This is a genomic window from Paenibacillus ihumii (assembly GCF_001403875.1).
GTDB lineage: Bacteria > Bacillota > Bacilli > Paenibacillales > Paenibacillaceae > Fontibacillus > Fontibacillus ihumii.
The window spans coordinates 882,120-901,356 of sequence record NZ_LN884299.1 but is presented as its reverse complement, the minus strand read 5'-3'; the positions used below and the strand labels follow the sequence as shown (position 1 = coordinate 901,356).

Here is a 19,237-nt window from a genome sequence, read left to right as displayed (position 1 = left end):
GCTTGCATTCAACTATTCGCTTTCTTTCCAAAGCTAGATCTTGTTCTTTTTTCTATACTCCCCGGGCGTCATTCCCATGCTCGCTTTAAATTGCCGGTTGAAATAAATAATGTTTTTGTAGCCCATCAATTCGGCCACCTCATACACCTTAAGGGTCGGATCGCGCAGAAGCTGGCAAACCCGGTTCATCTTGCATTCGTTCAAATATTCGCTAAACAGCATGCCTGTCTCTTCCTTAAACAGATGACCCAGGTAGTTCGGCGTGAAATCAAAATGCGCCGCCACTTCCTTCAAAGTGATCTTCTTCTCCAAATGTTCCTCGACATAGCCCATGATTTCGTCGATCAGCTTGCGCTTCTGCCGCTGCCGCTTCACGTACAGCTTCTCCGACAGCTCGAAGAACCTCCGTCTCAGCCAGGATACAACGTCATGCACCGTCTCGAACTGAAACAGCACATCGGGCTGATGTGATTCCCACTCCAAGAGCTCGTACAAATTCTCGCTGCGCTGCAGCAATTCGGCATGCAGGCTTGATGTGATGCGAATAATGAGCTCGTACACCTCCTTCTTGCTGGCCAGCGGCATGTCCTTGTAGAGCAGCAGATCAAGCAAACAGTCATCGATGACGACCAGATCATAGTCCATAATGGCATTCAGCATGGCGGAAATGGTGCCGTCAATCGGCGTGCCGGGAGCTCCCTGCCTCGCCGGCTCCATCGGATCGCGCAGGAGACGGTTCTTGCCGAGCAGCCATTTCGCGCTTAGCGAGGCTTGGGCCTGCTGAAAGGATTCATGCAGGCCTTGGGCGTCATTTGTATATTTCCCTACGCCTACAGTAACTGTATAAGAAGTAGTCTGTGCGACTTCTTGAATAAGCTCATTGAGCCGCTTTACGAACAGGTCCTCGGGTAATGCCGACAAAACAATCAGCCTAGTCTGTCTAGCTATTGTTAGGGCGCCAAGCTCCGTACCCATCGCCAGCGATTTAATCCGCTGAATAATGGTGCGCGTCTCCACCCGGCGAACATCCTCGGATAAATCCCGCAGCTTCCACTCCAAGTCATCGATTTCGATGAACGCGGCGGCGCAGCCAGATGACAGTAGCGGGTGGAGAATGCTCTGCAGATGCGGCTCGGGAAAACCGGGATCGTCGTGTTCCAGCCACCTCAGCAGCAGCTCCTCGCTAACCAGCGATAACGTCTCGGAGTAAGAACGCGCCTGTTCCTTCTCTTCCTCCACCTCTGCGCAAAGCTTGCTAAGCAGATCATACAGCTCCTTGTCTTCTACCGGCTTCAACAAATAATCACACGCGTTGATTTCTATTGCTTCCCGGGCATAATTGAAATCCTCGTGGCCGCTAATGAACACGACCTTAACCTCGGGGTTAATCACTTTGGCTTTACGTGCAAACTCTGTTCCCGACATGATCGGCATCCGGATATCCGACAGGATCAGGTCGATGCGCTGCTCCTCCATCACTTTCAAAGCCAGAAAACCGCTGTTGGCCGTTCCGGCGACATGGATGTCCAGTCCGCTTGCCAGGACTCTGCGGCGCAGCCACTCCAAATCGACGGCCTCATCGTCTACCAGCAATACATTTACGCTCATCTTTTGCGACTCCTCTCTAAGAAGTATTATCGTTAATACGGCATATTTGGCAATTCGGGCGTATCGGCAGCATCACCGTGACCGGCCGGCAGGAGAAGCCGCACCGTCGTCCCCCCGCCGTAAATACTAGCGATTTGAACACCGTAGGCTTCGCCGTACCTGAGCTTGATTCGTTCATCCACATTTCTTACCCCATAGCCTCCGGTTTGGCTGGGCCCCGTCATAAGCAGCCTGACCTGCTCGGAACGCATACCTACCCCGTTGTCGATGATCTTCAGTTCGACGTCATTGTTTATGCGACGGCCCGTAATCCGAATCGCGATCGTTTCTCCGAACCAGGCATGCTTGAATACGTTCTCGACGAAGGGCTGCAAAATCAGCTTGATGACCTGATAGTCCAGTATCTCAGATTCGACATCGACCTGCACAGTAAATGCGTCGGCGTACTTGACGCGCTGAATTTCCAGGTACGTCTCGACCTGCTCCAACTCTTTTCCCAAATGAATATGTACATTTCCTTGATTCAGTGTTAACCGGTAAAAGCGGGAGAGACCCTGGACCATCTCCGTGACCTTGCCGATCTCCCCCAGGTTCGCCAAACTATTGATCGTTGACAATGTGTTATAGAGAAAATGGGGATTGATCTGTGCCTGCAGCGCTTCCAGTTCGGCCTGCTTCTTCTGAATCCCTTGCAAATACACGCTATCGATCAGCTCCTGGATATTCATCGCCATCATGTTGAAAGCTTCGGCAATCTGCACGAACTCGTCATTTCCCGAAAAGCGGATGCGCTTCTGAAAATTTCCTTCCTGAAAAGAACGGACAAGCATGACGATCCGGGTCATTTTTCGTCCGTTAAGCCTGGCTACCATGAATCCAATTAAGGTCATCCCGATAAAGCTGATTGCGCACACCCCAAGAATCACCCGCTGCAGCTTTCCAGCATCTTTCGTCAAATATGCCTTCGGAACAAGCGTTTCGATAGCAAAATCAGTCCCTGAGATAGGCTCATGAAGACGAAGATAGGCATCGCTGCCTCCTGTCTGTTCCCCCAGTTCAGCTTGTTCGGCTAATTCCGCAGGGCCGCGCTGGTACACCCGCTCTCCTGTCAGCTGATGGATTAACCGGACTGTGATCCCTTCTTCTACCGGAAAAGTAGCTAAATTGCCGAACAAAGCGTCGAGAGGCACAGTAATCCGCACATAGCCGATGATTGCCCCGTAGTCGCTGTATGATACGAGCTTGCGGATGTGGGAAATATGGTCCAGTTTTTTATCCGTATCGATTTGGACCCAAAGATTGTTGCGCTCCGAATTTTTGTACAGCTGATACCAGTCGGTTGCCTCGATGTCCCGCAAAGGCAGGATATAATAATCACTTTGCTTGATCGGTTCTTCCAAATTATCGCCATTGATTATGATCATGTCGCTATTGGGCGTGTAGAGCATGAAGCGGATGTTGTTGCCGAACAGCTGCAGCGGCGACACGATTTGCGGGATGATCTCATCCTTCATCGTCAAATAAATGTCCAGCGGCTCTCCCTTTTTCTGCAGCGCTCTTTGAAAAGCCACGCTGCCGAACAGTGTATCCGACATGCGCTGGATTTCATCCATTTGGTACTGAATATTGTATCTGGCCTGCTCCATCCCGGTACGGATATTCGTCTCCGCCATCTCTGTCCGCGACTGCGTCAGCATCGTATAAGAGATATATCCAATGAGCACATCCGTCAGCAGCACTAGGAGCAAGTAAGGGATCATCATTTTATATGTAAAAGGCACGTAACGCTTTTTCAAGTCAGGCATCGCTATGACTCCCCTTTTAAACGATGATGTTGGATATTTATCTTATCGTAACAGATCGCCCAGATATGTATATCAATCTTTGTATATTTACTGGATAGGCCAGGATTTTTCCTGTTATTAATTGTACGCCAGCCAAACTATCAATAAAAAAGCAGCATGGACAGGCTTGGCCGCTGCCTTGCTGTCCATGCTGCTCCGACTAATATCTTCATCAGCTACGATGTTATTTCTCTATGACTATCTACTTTTCTCTTACCCTCTTCCACTGCTTCTATGTTCATTGTTCTCTTTAACTTATTTTCCTATGGCTGTTTCTCGTTTGCCAAATGCCCCTCATACATAACCTCAGCCAGCAAATAGGAGATGGTCGATTCTGCACCCCGGTTCAAATTCACCCCGCACTCCTGCAGACCGTCGCAGCAGCTGCCCTCTTCGTGATCAGCAAGAGGCACCCCGGTGTCGTTGTCGCCGTAGAACCAGTCACGGCAAGCCCGTGCCGTCTCACGGTAACGCATTCCGCCCGTCAGTTCATCCGCCTTGATGCAGGCCAGCATCAGCTTCATGACATCGATCGGCTGCTGATCCCATAAGGCCCGGGAGTCCCGCGAGCACCAGCCCCTGTTGCCGATCGGACGAATATGTCCCTCGGGACTGCGGCTGCGCAGGATCAGGAAGTCGAGGCTGCGCAAGGCGATGTCGAGAGCCTCCCTGTCCCCAGTCGATTCGTAGGCCCACAGCATTCCCCAAGGCAGAAGCCCGTTGCTATAAGTCATCTCGGCCTCATACCACTGCCAATCCTCCGCCGCGTGGCTGCGGTAACTCAGCTTAAGGTAACGCGCCAGCTCCTGGATCGCGGAGTCCGCCAGGTCTGCGGAGAATGCAGAAGCTGCTGCGGCGCCATGGATTCGACCCTCGTGATAACCATGTCTTTTGAGCAGGCCCAGCGCTGCCAATGCATGTGCCCATCCCCGGGGCGTCCGCAGCGTGGAGACCAGCGGGAGCGAATGGGCGAGCAATGTTTCCGCCGCCAGCCGCCTGCCGGGATCCTTCAGGCGGCAGTAAGCCAGAGCGGATGCCCACAGGCACCGGCCCAGGCAGTCCTCCGAAGGGACTTCCGGCTCCGCCGAGCGATCATAAGCAATATTGTTATGATAATGGCCGTCCTCCTTCTGCACCCACAACATGAACGCCAAATAAGTATCGATTAGCGTCAAGAGCAGCGGGCGATCCTGCTCGCCGGACAATTCCAGAAGCTCCAGGCTGGCCCAGAGCGCGCGGGCCTGGTCATCCGTGCTGTAGCCCTCTTTCCGCCGGGGAATTTTCCCGAGCGCGTGCTCTGTAATCCCCGTATCGTCGGTCAGTCGCCGAAGATGGGTCAGCCCGGGAAGCCTTTTGCTTATCGTGGCAGTCATTACGCTTCCACAACCTTCGGTGCCAACTCCGGGCGATCCTGCTTAAGGCTGGAGGCGGCTGCGCCAGCCTTTGCCTTGGCGGAGAGCTGGCCGAACAGGCTCAAATGCAGCTTGCCAACCTTTGGCCAGTGCATGGCGCGGCCGATATCCATCATGCCGCGTTCCATCTCCAGCCGTTCCTCCTCGCTTCCGAGAAGCTTGCACATCCGCTCGGCCCACAGCTCGGCATCCCCGGGCGCAAGCAGCAGCTCCGGATAGCTTCCCAGGAGCTCCTCTGCATATACGTAAGGCGTGCTCAGCACCGGCCGGCCCAACCCTACGGCATAGGCCAGCGTGCCGCTCGTGATTTGCTGCAGCCCGGGATAAGGGGTTACGTAGAGATCGCAGGCCGACAGCAGGCCGACCAGCTCATCCTCCTCCACATAGCGGTCGATCATCGTTACATGGCGTTCCAGCCCGCGCTGCTGAATCATCGCTTGCAGCTCCTCGCGATAGGCCTCTCCTTCCTGCTTCTTCACCTCGGGATGCGTCTGTCCGACGATCGCATACAGGACATCCGGCACCTCGCGGGCTACTTTGTCCAGCGCATGTATGACCGTCTCCAATCCCTTACCCCGGCCGAGCAGCCCGAAGGTCATCACGACCTTCCGCCCGTCCCACCCCATTTTGCGGCGGTACGAGATCCGCTTGCCGGGGGCCGGCTCCGGCGTGCCATGGGGCACGACCTGGATTCTCTCCCGAGGAATCCGGAAGGCGCCGTGCAGGAAATCGACCGCTCTGCGGTTCATGACCAAGATCATATCGGCTCGCTTCGCCAGACGCTCCTGTACGCTGCGGTAAGGCTCCTCCGGCTTCTCGAAGACCGTGTGGAAAGTCACGGCCAGAGGCTTCTCCAAGCGTTCGGCTAGATCGAGCACATATTCTCCGGCCTCTCCGCCAAATATCCCGAACTCATGCTGGAGCGATACTACAGCCACCTCGCTGCGGTTCAGCCGGTCGGCCGCCCGGATATAAGCGGTCCGGTCATGCTTGTCGAGCTCCCAAATGCCCGGAGCCGTCTCCAGTCCCGAAGCCTCGCTCGTCCGCAGAGCAATGACCGGATCGATGCCCCGCCATCCTCTCGCCCCCCGGATGCTCTGGCGCAAATGATGCGTATATGTGGCAATGCCGCAGCGTTGGGGAATATAAGTACCGATAAAAGCGATTTTCGTCATAACGACACCGCCTCCTTCATCCGATTAACGACGGCTTCATAAAGCGCATAATTTGGGCCAGCCTCCGCGCCCGTGCCGAAGACGCATTGATGAAGCTGAGCTCCGGACTCGACGCGGCAGCCTTCCCATAGAATCGTTTCGGACAGCTCCGCCTGCTCTTTAATAATGCAGCCGTTCCCGATTACGGAATACGGCCCAATGGTCACGCCTTCCTCAATCCGCACTTTGTCCCCGATGAGCACCGGAGGAACGATCGTGGCCCGGGGCGAAATTCTGCACTGCCGCCCAACCCAGACCCCTGGGCGAATCTCCTCGCCATAAATCGGAATCGGCAGCTTTCGATCGAGCACATCCCAATGCACCTGGCGGTATCTCGCCCTTGTGCCCATATCAAGCCAATAGCCTTTGAGCTGATAACCATAGACGCCCATTCCCGTACGAATCAGCTTCGGAAAAACCTCCCGCTCGATGGAAACCTCCCTTCCGGCGGGAATAAGCTGCAGCGCCTCCTTGTTCATGACATAGATTCCCGCATTGATGAGCCGGGACGGCGCCTCCTCCTTCCGCGGCTTCTCCACGAACCGGACGATGCGCTGTCCTTCAGCCAGCTCAACGACACCGAATTGCGAAGGATCCTCTACCTCTGTCAGCCCGATGGTCACCGCCTGCCCGTGCCCGGCATGAAAATCGACGAGCGGCTTCAGGTCGAGCTCCTGCACCACATCGGCATTAAGAACGATAAATGAATTGCCGAGCTTCGATTCAGCGTGCTTGATCGCTCCGGCCGTGCCCAGCGCCTCCTTCTCCAGCGTGTAGTCGATGCTCACTCCCCACTTCCTCCCGCTGCCGAAATATCCGTGAACCAGCTCGGGATAATGCTTGAGGGCAATGAGGATTTCACGGAAACCTTGGTCCCGGAGCTGAGTAATCAAGTGCTCCAGCCAAGGCCGGTTCCCAACCGGAGCCATGGGTTTCGGGTATTGGCCCGTTAATGGCAGCAGACGGCTGCCCATTCCTCCCGCTAACAGCAATGCCTTCATTACAAACATCACCCTTCCTTGATCGATATTAAAAAAAGCTGAATCATGGCGGTCGATTTTTCAACGATCATGTTGCCATAATAGTGAAAATAACCTCATCTTCAGCTTCCTTGCTTTGTTATCTCCGGCTTGTCCTCAAGCCGCAGCATCCGCTTTATGCTTCTTCTCAGGCGCTTGGCCTGATTTCCCGTTCGAATAGCCATCTGCTTGAATCCCATATTCCAGGACAGCATCGTATGTTCCGCCTGCAATATAGCGATGGCTCCGCCTGCCGCATAGCCCTCCGGCAGCTGCAGGCTGCTTTGCGGGCTTGCCCCATTTGTCAGCCACATACGTATCCTCCTTTCGATATTAGCACTCAATGAAGTCGGCTGCTAATATTATTATAAAAAGAAGACCCGCTTCGATTTCAACCGGCGAATTTGGGCAAAAATTCCCCTGCTGGCCGATTTAACCGGAAAATGCAGGCCCTATCCTTATCTTTTGATGCGATATTTCTCAAATCTTTTGTATGCACTCTAAAAAGGCTTTTTTCTGCTCTATCACCGTTTCATTTCTACCCATACCGCCTCGGGACCGGTCTGCACCCTGCTGCCGCCCTTCGGCTCCAGGCTAATGATCAGCCGCTCGGCTTCCTCCGCGCCGTATCCGTGGTAATAGGTTTTCCCCTGGGGATGCTGCACCGGAAGAATTCCGGGGCTGCTCGCCTCATCCTCCATCTGCAGCCAAATCTGATAATCCTTCTCCACCACCGAGTGGAGCCCGTCCACAACGATCAGCATTTCGCCGGACTCCCGCTTCAGCCAGACCATGCCTTCCCCGTAATAAGGGGGATGAGGCTCAATCGCATACTGCTCGGTATCAGCGCTCTGAATCAGATGGATTTGATGCGAAATATCCCGTTCAATCCGGCTTTGCTGCTCGCCGGGCCAGTTCTGCGGACGAAGGGCAAACAATCCGCCGAGCAGGAGGATTATCGCCAGCCCGCCTATGGCGCCGAAGGTATATCGGCTTCGATCCGCTGCCCATTTGCGGCGAAATGAACGCAGCCGAAATGAGAGGATCAGCCTGCGGCGCAGCCTTCGCGGCGGATGCGGCCATGAGTGCACCGGTGCATACGGGCGCAAATGCGCCTGCCGATTCGCAGAAGGCTCCCCGCTGTCCTCCGAGCCGTTAAAGAGCGGTCCGATGCCGATGGCGGCCTGGCCCAGCAGCTCCGTCCATTCATGAATCATCGCATCGCAGGATCGGCACTGCCGCCGGTGCTCCTCCATCCGGGCCTTCTCTCCGTCCGGCAGCCGTCCCATTGCGAAATCGGCCAGCTGCTCCTCCGCAAACAAGCCGCAGGGCTCAGCCCGGTCATGAAGCGGATCCATCGGATTATTTGTGCAATTTATCCTGCGCATACGGCTCCACTCCCCCTCCCAGCTTGCCCAGGTTCATCTCGTCCAGCCGGCGCCGCAAATTGCGGATGCCATAACGGATTAACGACTTGACCGTTCCAACGGGCCTCTTCATATGCTCGGCGATTTCGCGATGCGACAGCTGCTCAATATAGCTTCCGTGAAGCGCCATCCGCTGCATCGGCGGGATAGCCTGCATCGCCTGCTTCAGCTGCTCCTGCTCCCATTTGCGCAGCGCCTCGTACTCAGCGGATTCCATCCCTCTGCTCCAGAGGATATCCGCTTCCTGATCCATGCTCCATTCCTCCGCCACAGACCACCGCTGCTGCTTCCTCAGCCGATCCAGAGCCCGGCTGCGCGTGCGTACCGCAAGCCAGGCCTCGACGCTGCCCCGAGCCGGATTATAGCTGCCCGCTTTATCCATAATTTCCATGAATACGTCATGACACACGTCCTCCGCCTCGGCAGCATTCTTCATGTATTGCTCTGCCAACCTGTACACCATCGGAGCATAGGCATCGTAGAAACGGCCGAACGCCGTTACCGACCCCTCCGCAATCTCCGCCAGCCATATTTCGGGGCTCTCCTTCATCCCCCGTCCCTCCTTGACCATAACCTGTAACTTAGGATCCTATTGGGCCTACTTTAGGGCCAGTTATTTTATGCATATTGTAGCAAATTTCATCCGTCTTTTTGCCTGCTGGATCATTTTTTAGCTGCTTTTAAGCAAATATTTAGCTAATTTTAAGCTTTCGATAAATCCAAATCGGCAGCTTCCTTCGTACTTCTTATGAACAAAAATATTAAGGAGGGTTCATACGATGAAATCGTGGGGAAGGAAAATGAAACTGGTGAGCATGCTGCTCCTGCTTGTTCTCGGAGCCGGTCTGCTCGGGGGAATGCCAGCATCTGCTGCCGGAGGAGTCACGCTGTATTCGGCGTACACTTCGATTTCCGTCCCACCCGGCGAAGCCTTGGATTACAGCGTCGAGGTCATCAATAACACGTCCGACGTCGTAACGGTTCCGCTGGAGCTTAACAATCTGCCCAAGGACTGGACAGCCGAGTTGAACAGCGGCGGCTGGCGGGTGAAGGAAGTATCCGTCAAGCCTGGCGAATCCAGCACCGTCTCGCTGAACGTGACGGTTCCTCTACAAATAGACAAAGGAATCTATCGCTTCGAGCTGACGGCCGGCTCGGCGGCACGCCTGCCCTTTACGGTAGAAATTACGGAGAAAGGAATCTACCAGACTGAGCTGACCACCGATCAGGCCAATCTGCAGGGACCTTCCGATTCCAGCTTTACCTACTCGCTCAAGCTGCAGAACCGGACGGCGGAGAAGCAAAACTACGCTCTGCAGGCCCAGGCGGATCCGGGTTGGAACGTGACCTTTACCTCCGGAGACAATCAGGTCTCCTCCGTCGAGGTGGAGCCTGGCGCCAGCCAGTCGATCTCGGTCAAGGTACAGCCGCCGGAGCAGGTCAAGGAAGGCACGTACAGCATTCCTGTCAGCGCCTCCAACCAGTCCACCTCCTCGGAGCTGAAGCTGGAGGCCGTTATAACCGGTACTTATGGCCTGGAGCTGACGACGCCAAACGGCTTGCTGAGTGCCGATGTGACTGCAGGCGGCAGCAAAACGATTGATCTGCTGGTCAAGAATACCGGAACAGCCGATCTCACGGACATTAATCTCAGCTCCAACGCCCCGGTCGATTGGGAGGTCAGCTTCAATCCGAAAACGGTCGACAAGCTGGCCGCCGGCCAATCCACCACGGTAGAAGCCAAAATTACCGCCAGCAAAAAGGCGATAGCCGGAGACTATGTCACAGGCATGACCGCATCCTCTCCGGAATCCAGCTCCTCGGCGCAATTTCGGATCGCCGTCAAGGGCTCCATGCTGTGGGGCTGGATCGGAGTACTGGTCATCGCTGCGATTCTCGGCGGCATCTACTATCTGATTCGCAAATACGGGAGGCGATAACCGTGGCAGAGACGGTCATCGACATTCAAGCGTTGACGAAAAGCTATAACGGCGTAAAAGCCGTAGACCAGCTGTCCCTGCAGATCAAACGCGGCGAAATCTTCGGCCTGCTCGGGCCGAACGGAGCCGGCAAATCGACCACGATTCTCATGCTGCTCGGGCTTAGCGAGCCTGACGAGGGCAGCATCAACGTTCTCGGCCTCGATCCGACCAGGGAGCCTATTCCCGTCAAACGCAAGGTCGGATATTTGCCCGACGACGTCGGCTTTTATGAGGACCGGACCGGCCTGGAAAATCTGGTGCTGACGGCGAGGCTGAACCAGGTGCCGGAAGCGGAGGCGAAGGAGCGAGCCTATCAGCTGCTGGAGAGCGTGGGCCTGCAGCATGCCGCCCATAAAAAAACGGGGGCATACTCTCGCGGTATGCGGCAGCGGCTCGGATTGGCCGACGTCCTGATCAAGGCGCCGGAAATCATCATTCTTGACGAACCGACGCTCGGGATTGACCCTAAGGGAATGGATGAGCTGCTGGCGCTGATCCGCAGCCTGAGCGAGGAACAGGGCTTGACCGTGCTCCTGTCCTCCCATCAGCTGCATCAAGTGCAGCAAATCTGCGACCGGGTCGGATTGTTCGTTCGCGGCCGGCTGCTTGCCGAAGGCGATATCGCCAGCCTGTCCCGGTCGCTGTTCGCTGACGATCCGCTGCAGATTACCGTGGAGAGCGGTCCGCTGAATAACGGACTGCTGGAGCGGATCCGCGCCATCCCGGGCGTACGGCACGCTGAGCCTGCAGACAGGGACGGAACGGACCTTGCTGCCGCTTCGGCTGGAGCAGAGTCCGCCGGCCGCAGCCGGATGATCGTCGGCTCGGATACCGACTGCAGCGATGCAATCGCCCGGATGATCATCGAGGACGGCGTAGCCTTGTTCGGCCTGCAGCGGAAGGAATACGGGCTTGACGAGATCTATCACCGTTATTTTGAAGGGGGTGAACAGCATGAACAAGGAAGCAGCCGACCTGAAACACAGCAGGCCTGATCTGAAGGGCAGCCTGCGCCGCCTGGCGAATACCGTGCGGGAAGGGCTCCGGCGCCAGCCGCTGTTCCGCAGAAGCGAAGGCCGCGGCTCCGTCTCCGAGCGAAGCCAGGAAGCCGGAAGCTGGAGAACCTCGCCCTTTGGCGTATTGGTGCGCAAGGAGATCTCCGACCATATCCGCAGCTGGCGGTTCATGCTGCTGCTCGGCATTATTCTGCTTACCTGCATCGCCTCTCTCTATACGGCCATGAACAGTATACAAGAGGCCATTCAGTCGGACAGCTCGGCGAATGAATTCGTGATCCTGAAGCTGTTCACGCTGTCGGACGGAACCCTGCCGTCCTTTATCAGCTTCATCGGCTTCCTAGGGCCGCTCCTTGGAATCGGCCTCGGCTTCGACGCCGTCAACAGCGAACGCAATAAAGGCACCTTAAGCCGGATCATGGCCCAGCCGCTGCACCGCGACGCGCTGCTTAACGCGAAGTTCGTCGCCTCGCTTAGCGTCATCAGCATGATGTTCCTGATGCTCGGCTTTCTGATCATGGCGCTGGGGACGATCATTTTAGGCATTCCCCCGACTCTGGAGGAGTTCTTAAGAATGATCAGCTTCATTTTCATCATTATTTTCTACATCGGGTTCTGGCTCAATTTGTCCATCCTATTCTCCGTGCGCTTCCGTCAGCCGGCTACCTCGGCGCTGTCTGGAATTTCCGTCTGGCTGTTCTTCAGCTTCTTCTACGACATGATCCTGAATATCGTGTCCAAAGGAATCGCGCCGAACGCCGGAACGGCCACGGTCGAGGACATCGTCGGCTTCCAGAACCAGATGCTGTGGCTAAGCAGAATATCGCCTTACACGCTGTTTAATGAGGCAACCACCACGCTGCTCATGCCCTCGGTCCGCAACCTGGGGCCGCTGACGACCGAGCAGGTCTATGGCGCCATTGCCAGCCCTCTGCCCTTCGGGCAAAGCCTCTTGCTCGTCTGGCCGCAGGTGACTGGCCTCATCGCGCTGACCTTGATCTGCTTCGCCCTTTCCTATGTTCTGTTTCTCCGCCAGGAGATCCGCGGCCGCTCCTAACGAGCCGGCTGGAGCACCGGACAGAACGAAAAGACATGCCGGGAAACGGCAAAGGGGCTGTCCCTCGTCATTGTATATGACCGCGGGGCGCCCCTATCTTTTTTAGAATGATGCTATCCGTCTGCCAGAATACGTTTCTGTGGAATCAATTTCTGCAGAATCAATTACTGCGGAATCCATTTCTCCCTTGCCTGCATCCCATTCTTTGACTTATCTTATACAGGCTGTCGACTCGAACACTAACCCCTATTCTTTAGCCCATCTTATATAAGCAATCGAACTCAAATACTAAAACCCCATTCTTTGCTTCATCTTGTATAAGCTAACGAACGCGAACATAAGCTATCGAACTGAGTATAGCTGCCGAACTCGAACATGGCCATCGAACTCGAACATAGCTGCCGAACACGGACATAACCATCAAACTCTAACACTAAATGGAATTCATGTATCTAATTATGCTCTATACGAATGGTTCAATGGATTAGATGGATTTTACGCACCTAAAATCAAGAATCCCGCCCATGATGGCGATCTCCCTTCTTCTAACGATATGAAATCCATTTAAATCTACTTTTCTTTCTTTGCCGCAGAATTTAACTACTATAAATCCATTTAGAACGGAAGATTCGCTACTTTCATGCTCGCTAGTTCCACGATTTATGCTCACTAGATCCACTATCTCGCTAGACCACGATTCATACTCGCTAAATCCACGATTCATGCTTGCTAAATCCACGATTCATGCTCGCTAAATCCACGATTCATGCTCGCTAGTTCCGTGATTCATGCTCACACGTAAAGAGCGGTGGAGGACGTGTTTAGTCAAATCAAGGGCAAACGGTCGTAAAGATATTTTGGGGACAGCCGTTTCACGTTGGACAGCTGTTTCACGCTAGACAGCTGTTTCACGTTATAGCACCGGTTGGCCCCTTCCGGCCCGTCTGTGACTGCATCATTTCGGTCCGTATGGGGACGGACGGAAACAACGCTTCGCGCGCGGGACAAGGCTCCCGGTCCAGATAATCCTTCAAGGCCGCCGGCATATCGCTGTAGATGTCTCGCAGCGAAGCGCCTGCATGAATATTGCCAATGACGGCGGGATGGCACAGCTCCGAAATAAGAATGTCGCCGTTGCCATGCAGGTGAAGCTGTTTCTTCCCTTCTATGCAGTGCGGAAAATATATGCCAGGCTGCTCCTGGAATCCAAGCTCCTCCATAAACCGGTCCATGCAGGTGAAATACAGCGTCATGTCGTTTTTTCTACGGGCAATAAGCTCGTTGACTGCCTGCTTTAACGCATCCCGGGCCGCAATAGCCTTCCATCCGCTGTGATTCATAATGATGCTGTTCTGTATCTCATGCGTACGAACCCCCATGTCATAGACATGATCGTGAATTTTCTTCATATGATGCTCGGTTTCGCTGAATAGCAGCGTCTCCAGCACGGTGTCCACTCTGGTAGAAGCGAACATGGCGATGTTATCTCTAATTTTGCGATATACGCTAGGGGGAAGGTGATAATACCGGGAGAACTCCTCCGCCGTCGTAAAGTTGAAGGAAATATGGATCGTCGTTAATCCCGCGTCGGCCAGCCGCCGAATCCGTTCCTCATTCAGCAGGCTGCCGTTGGAATTAAGCTGAGTTTGAATGCCGCGAGCCGAACAATAGCTTACGACCTCAACGCAATCCTCATACTTCAGGGTAACCTCCCCGCCGGACAGCCTAACCCGCTTCAGGGACGGCAGCTGCTCCAGCAGAGGGATCACCTCTTTGGCGCCAATGCTGTTCCCGTCGTTTCTCTGATACGCGCAGCAATAGTCGCAGCGAAAGTTGCAATTGGAGGTTATGCCGATCTCCAGCCCTTCCAGCTCATAGGTGATCGGCTTTTCCAGCTCTAATGATTTGTATTTCATGCTCCTGACTCCTTTAATGCAAAATTGAACCTTGAACATCTTCTGAATCTAAAAACAAAAGGGCGGCAACTCACCAGTACTATATCTTAAAATACCGCCGCCGTACTGTCTGTGACCCTTCTTATACATGAAAGGGCATAGCCCTGCCGTTCCAAACGAAAAAAAACACGCGCCCTGCCGGGTACGCGCGTTAAAATTTCATCTGTTAATTGGCAATGTATATCTTGCCTACGCCCGCGTTTGCCATCACGTGATTCTTCACCGTGTTTACATCATCCAGCGTGTAGCTGTATGGAGGCGCGTAGCTGACCGTTGAAGTGGTCGGCATACTGCCCGTGCTGTTCACGAACAGATTATTTTGTACATCCCAGTATCCTTGTTCCTTGCTGTACATGGACACGATCGGGTCCTTGGAATTCTCGAATACATTATGCTCAATGCGGAGCTTGGCTCCCATTCTGGAATTGATGCCCGTATCGATAATATTGTTGTAATAGTTGTTGAACAGATGGCCCTGGCCGAAGCGGAACAGCGGTCCGCGGGAGTTGATGTTTTCAATGCGGTTATGGTGGTAAGTAATTTTCCGGTCGTAATTGTCGCTGTCGGACGAGCCGATTAGCGATGTTTTCCAGCTGTCATGGATGTAGTTATATGAAATCGTGATATATTCGGCATTTTTCTTCACATCGATCAGGCCGTCGTAATAATCTTTATCGGAATCGAGGGTGGAATACAGCTCGTTGTGATCAACCCAGACGTTATTGGCCGGGCCTTCGATGCTGATCGCGTCTTTGTCACCGATATTGACGTGGTGGATTTTCAGATTGCGGATGATGATATTACTGGCGCGCGTCACCTTAATGCCTATGCCGTCAAACTCGGCTCCGGTGCCTAAGCCCAGGATCGAGACGTCTTTTACGTCTTTGATGCTGATTTTATTGTCCGAGGAATTGGCCGGAGTAATTTTGCCCGACACGTAAATGGTCAACGGCTGGCTGCCTTTATTCTTGAGTGCGGTTTGAAGCGCGGCCCCTGTGGTTACCGTGACAGAGGTACCGCCTGCTCCGCCGGTCGTTCCGCCGTTCATGGTTGCAAAGCCAACGTATCCGGGATCGGCTGCCTGGGAAGGTGGAAGTGAGAACATGCTTATCATTACTGTCAGCACCAACAATAAAGCTAATCTTTGCTTCATACTATTCACGTCCTTTTTCGAATATAGTAAGACTCAAAAACTAGAAAGCGCTTTCAATTTCCTGGCCGATAGATTGGCCCCGCAACCTCCCTTCTCCATCTGGATTCCCTTCATTCACCTCCTACGTTTATATTTTACCATATTTTTAATATTTTGTTATAATTTATTTAAAATGCAATGAAAAAACGGGACTATTCTACAAGCTGGACAGCTTGCGAATTCGTCCCTGTCGAATTTCCTGTGGTGGAAATAGGGCCTAGATGGCGGCCCCTCTGACCGAGTTGAGTTGCTCGGTAAAATGGTGAGTGGTCTGGATGTAGCTGATCGTTCTGTTCTCGGAGTGCATTATGACGGAATGCGTCTCAGCCTTATGCTTCGGCAAATAGCGCACGCCGTGCAGAAAGTCCCCGGAGGTTACGCCGGTAGCCACGAACAGAACGTTGTCATAGCCGATCATATCCTCCATCCGCAGCAGTTGATCCGGCTTGGAGAGCCCCATGCGGATACAGCGATTGTATTCCTCAAGCCCGTTAGGGAGCAATCTTCCCTGCATTTCTCCGCCGAGGCATTTCAGCGCAGCGGCGGCAAGTACGCCTTCCGGCGCCCCGCCAGAGCCCACATACATATCGACGTCCTTCTCCATCGCAGCCTCAATGGCACCCATCACATCGCCATGGCTCAGCAGCTTGATCCGGACGCCGGACTGGCGCAGGGCATCGATCAGAGCCGCATGGCGCTCCCGATCCAGGATCGACACGGTCATGTCGGCAAGAGGCTTGCCCAGTATTTGAGAGGCTTTGGCCAGCGTCGTCTCGATCGGATCATCGAGCGACAGCTGTCCGGCAAGCGCAGGGCCTACGGCCAGCTTCTCCATATAAATATCTGGCGCATGGAGCAGGCTCCCCTGGGGAGCGGCGGCAATGACTGAAATAGCATTGTTCAGCCCGTTGGCAACCGTCTCCGTGCCTTCTAAAGGATCGACGGCAATGTCGACCTTTGGTCCGCGGCGATTTCCAATTTTTTCACCGATGTACAGCATGGGGGCTTCATCCATCTCCCCTTCGCCGATGACTACGGTCCCGTCAATAGCTACGGAATTGAATTTACTGCGTATGGCCAACGTTGCCGCCTCATCTGCGCTATTCTTATCGCCCCGACCTGTCCAGCGCGCCGCCTCAAGGGCAGCCGCTTCCGTAATGCGTGCTAATTCCAGTGCTATGTGACGTTCCATTGTTTCTCCCTCCAATAGTTTAAGTTAGTTAAGAAAAGCAACTATAGATGTCAGTTCGAAAATAGGGTTGAAGCCTTCATTAGCGGTTGCTTTTCTTGCGATATAAGGGTGCCAAGTCTCTGTATTTTTAGCATTCTTATATCTTCTATCTTCGAATATTTCTCTTTGGATCAAGGGTTTTACCAGATGTATGATGTATTGTTTATCTGAATTCTATGTCTATATCAATGATTTGTAAGTAGCAAATTATAAATGCCTCATGATCAGTCCGGCGGTCTCTTCGATCGCCTTGTCGGTGACGTCTATCACCGGGCAGCCTAGCGAGGCAAACAGCGACTGGGCATATTTCAGCTCATATTCTACGCGCTCGAGCGAAGCGTACTCGGCATCATCCGGCAGGCCCATCGCCTTCAGCCGCTCCGAACGAATTTTGACCAAATGCTGGGCGTCTATCGTTAATCCGATAATTTTATGGCTGCTGACCTCGCGCAGTTGGCTCGGCGGCGTCAGCTCGGGGACGACGGGATAATTGACGACCTTTTTTCCCTTATGCGCCAGGAACATCGACAGGGGCGTCTTGGAAATCCGCGAAACTCCAAGAATAATGATGTCCGCCTTCAATATTGCGCCTACATCTTTGCCATCATCGTTATTCACGGCGAATTCGATGGCATCCACCCGCTGAAAATACTCCTCATCGAGCTTATGGCCGGGCGTGCGCTTCGGCGTATCATTAAAAGTGTCTACAAAAGCCTGCATCATCGGCCCCATAATATCTACGGCACGAACGTTTAGGCGGACGGCTTCCTCTCTCATCGCCTCCCGCAGCTCGGGCTGCACTAACGTATATACGACGAAACCTCCTCGTTCAGAAACTTCCTCCATCAAACGACTTAACTCTTCTTCATTGCGAACGTTCATGAACCTCTTAATCTCGGTGTTGGATAGTTCGAATTGCTCTAGAGTGGCCCGGACGACCGCTTCTGCGGTCTCCCCGATGGAATCTGAACAGATTGCTATAAAATGAGCTGGAGCCTGATTCATCCCATTCCTCCCACTATTCCTCAGCTATCGTATCTAGCAGCATTTTTATAATATTTGTCTTTGAAATTCGCCCGACCACCTTCACGTCTCCCTCTTCGCCAGTCTCCGCCGGTACGACGACAGGCAGGCTGTCAATTTGATGGGCGATAATTTTCCTGGCCGCCTCAAGCACCGAATCCTCCGGTGAGACGGTGATGATATTAGGCCGCCGCGTCATGATGAAGCTTACGGGCATCGAGGATGCCGTCGCGTTGCCCAGCGTGACCTTCAGCAGATCCTTGCGGGACACGATTCCCGCCAGCCTTCCCTGCTCATCTGTTACAATCAAATGGCCCACATTTTCAAGGAACAGAGAGACGACCGCTTCCTGGATCGTCGTTGTTTCCCGGACAATTACCGGCACGCCGTGCAGATCGCCGACCTTCATGTCGAGCAGCCGAAGCTTGCTCTCGTCTTCAGGCGTTCTTCGCTTGCCCAAAAAGTATCCTACCTTCGGTTTAGCATCGATGTAATCGAGCATCACGAGAATGGACAAATCTGAACGGATCGTCGGGCGAGTCAAATTCAGCATTTCAGCTATGAGATCTCCAGTAATCGGAGCATGCTTCTTCACAATGTCAATAATTTCTAATTGACGGGATGTAAGTTTAATAATAAATCCCTCCGCTTCAGATAGGTTCGCTCTTAGTATAACATTCCCGTACCGGTCATTAGAATGTCATATTGGCGAAATTTGATTCCTCCCTTCAGTAAGAAAAGTTTGATTGTGTATATATTACGTCATATTTAATTATTATTCAATATATAATACGCACTAATTATGAAATTGAAACGTCAAATGTGCAAATTAATATGTTCTATTGCAGCTGCGGCGTAAATAACTGAATCTGAGTGAAGCATTTCCCTTTGCTTTTGAGCTGATTTATCAAAAGATGAAACCAGGCCAAACACATTCTCCACCTCCCCTTTACGCCGAGCACGAATCGCGGATTCCTCGTCCAAGTCGAGTGTATCGCAGGTTTATCGCTCTCAAGTCGAGTGTAATCGCAGATTTATCGCTCTCAAGTCGAGTGTAATCGCAGATTTGTCGCTCTCAAGTCGAGCAAGAATCGCAGATTTGTCGTTCTCAAGTCGAGCAAGAATCGCAGATTTGTCGTTCTAAGTGGATCTATAGTAGTTAAATTCAGCGGCAAAGAAAGAAAAATTGATTTAAATGGATTTCATGTCATTAAAAGAAGGGAATTGTCCATCATGAGCGGGATTCTTAATTTTAGG

Annotated in this window: 16 protein-coding genes; 3 read left to right on the top strand and 13 right to left on the bottom strand. The window is 53.3% G+C overall.

What is annotated here, in order from left to right; genetic code table 11:
- Positions 1-33: 33 nt before the first annotated feature.
- From BN2762_RS11760 to BN2762_RS11725, 8 genes are all read right to left on the bottom strand, one after another.
- The gene (locus BN2762_RS11760) at positions 34-1,608 is read right to left on the bottom strand and encodes a response regulator (protein WP_055107172.1); all 1,575 of its coding nucleotides are present in this window, start codon (positions 1,606-1,608) and stop codon (positions 34-36) included.
- Between the two features lie 32 nt (positions 1,609-1,640).
- Positions 1,641-3,413, bottom strand: coding sequence for a sensor histidine kinase (locus tag BN2762_RS11755; RefSeq protein ID WP_055107171.1), 1,773 nt, complete (start codon positions 3,411-3,413; stop codon positions 1,641-1,643).
- A 302-nt stretch (positions 3,414-3,715) separates the two neighbouring features.
- On the bottom strand, positions 3,716-4,825 hold the full coding sequence (locus tag BN2762_RS11750) for a hypothetical protein (RefSeq protein ID WP_055107170.1): 1,110 nt from the start codon (positions 4,823-4,825) through the stop codon (positions 3,716-3,718).
- Positions 4,825-6,039 (bottom strand): glycosyltransferase family 4 protein, encoded by a 1,215-nt coding sequence (locus BN2762_RS11745; protein WP_055107169.1) that lies wholly within the window; start codon positions 6,037-6,039, stop codon positions 4,825-4,827. Before BN2762_RS11745 ends, BN2762_RS11750 begins: the two co-directional genes overlap by 1 nt.
- Positions 6,036-7,079 carry a nucleotidyltransferase family protein gene (locus BN2762_RS11740; protein ID WP_055109960.1) on the bottom strand — a complete coding sequence of 348 codons (1,044 nt, stop codon included), beginning with the start codon at positions 7,077-7,079 and terminating at the stop codon, positions 6,036-6,038. Before BN2762_RS11740 ends, BN2762_RS11745 begins: the two co-directional genes overlap by 4 nt.
- Positions 7,080-7,180: 101 nt before the next feature.
- Positions 7,181-7,411 carry a hypothetical protein gene (locus BN2762_RS11735; protein WP_055107168.1) on the bottom strand — a complete coding sequence of 77 codons (231 nt, stop codon included), beginning with the start codon at positions 7,409-7,411 and terminating at the stop codon, positions 7,181-7,183.
- Between the two features lie 210 nt (positions 7,412-7,621).
- Positions 7,622-8,485 carry an anti-sigma factor gene (locus BN2762_RS11730; protein WP_055107167.1) on the bottom strand — a complete coding sequence of 288 codons (864 nt, stop codon included), beginning with the start codon at positions 8,483-8,485 and terminating at the stop codon, positions 7,622-7,624.
- A complete protein-coding gene (locus BN2762_RS11725) occupies positions 8,460-9,074 on the bottom strand; it encodes an RNA polymerase sigma factor (RefSeq protein ID WP_055107166.1) in 615 nt (204 codons plus the stop codon). Before BN2762_RS11725 ends, BN2762_RS11730 begins: the two co-directional genes overlap by 26 nt.
- Positions 9,075-9,303: 229 nt before the next feature.
- Here BN2762_RS11725 and BN2762_RS11720 point away from each other — a divergent pair, with 229 nt between their 5' ends.
- From BN2762_RS11720 to BN2762_RS11710, 3 genes are read left to right on the top strand one after another with little or no spacing between them, the layout of a single operon-like run.
- A complete protein-coding gene (locus BN2762_RS11720) occupies positions 9,304-10,464 on the top strand; it encodes a COG1470 family protein (RefSeq protein ID WP_055107165.1) in 1,161 nt (386 codons plus the stop codon).
- A 2-nt stretch (positions 10,465-10,466) separates the two neighbouring features.
- Positions 10,467-11,501 (top strand): ABC transporter ATP-binding protein, encoded by a 1,035-nt coding sequence (locus tag BN2762_RS11715; RefSeq protein ID WP_055107164.1) that lies wholly within the window; start codon positions 10,467-10,469, stop codon positions 11,499-11,501.
- A complete protein-coding gene (locus BN2762_RS11710; protein ID WP_083484905.1) occupies positions 11,461-12,579 on the top strand; it encodes an ABC transporter permease in 1,119 nt (372 codons plus the stop codon). Before BN2762_RS11715 ends, BN2762_RS11710 begins: the two co-directional genes overlap by 41 nt.
- A gap of 908 nt (positions 12,580-13,487) precedes the next feature.
- Here the strand turns inward: BN2762_RS11710 and BN2762_RS11705 are convergent.
- The 5 genes from BN2762_RS11705 to BN2762_RS11685 form a co-directional block, all read right to left on the bottom strand.
- A complete protein-coding gene (locus BN2762_RS11705) occupies positions 13,488-14,495 on the bottom strand; it encodes a radical SAM protein (RefSeq protein WP_083484903.1) in 1,008 nt (335 codons plus the stop codon).
- Between the two features lie 205 nt (positions 14,496-14,700).
- Positions 14,701-15,648, bottom strand: coding sequence for a pectate lyase family protein (locus BN2762_RS11700; protein ID WP_230202616.1), 948 nt, complete (start codon positions 15,646-15,648; stop codon positions 14,701-14,703).
- Positions 15,649-15,943: 295 nt separating this feature from the next.
- Positions 15,944-16,918 carry a class II fructose-bisphosphatase gene (gene glpX / locus BN2762_RS11695; protein ID WP_055107162.1) on the bottom strand — a complete coding sequence of 325 codons (975 nt, stop codon included), beginning with the start codon at positions 16,916-16,918 and terminating at the stop codon, positions 15,944-15,946.
- 246 nt (positions 16,919-17,164) lie between these two features.
- Positions 17,165-17,962 (bottom strand): pyruvate, water dikinase regulatory protein, encoded by a 798-nt coding sequence (locus BN2762_RS11690; RefSeq protein ID WP_055107161.1) that lies wholly within the window; start codon positions 17,960-17,962, stop codon positions 17,165-17,167.
- A 13-nt stretch (positions 17,963-17,975) separates the two neighbouring features.
- On the bottom strand, positions 17,976-18,587 hold the full coding sequence (locus BN2762_RS11685; protein ID WP_230202615.1) for a helix-turn-helix transcriptional regulator: 612 nt from the start codon (positions 18,585-18,587) through the stop codon (positions 17,976-17,978).
- Positions 18,588-19,237 lie beyond the last annotated feature (650 nt).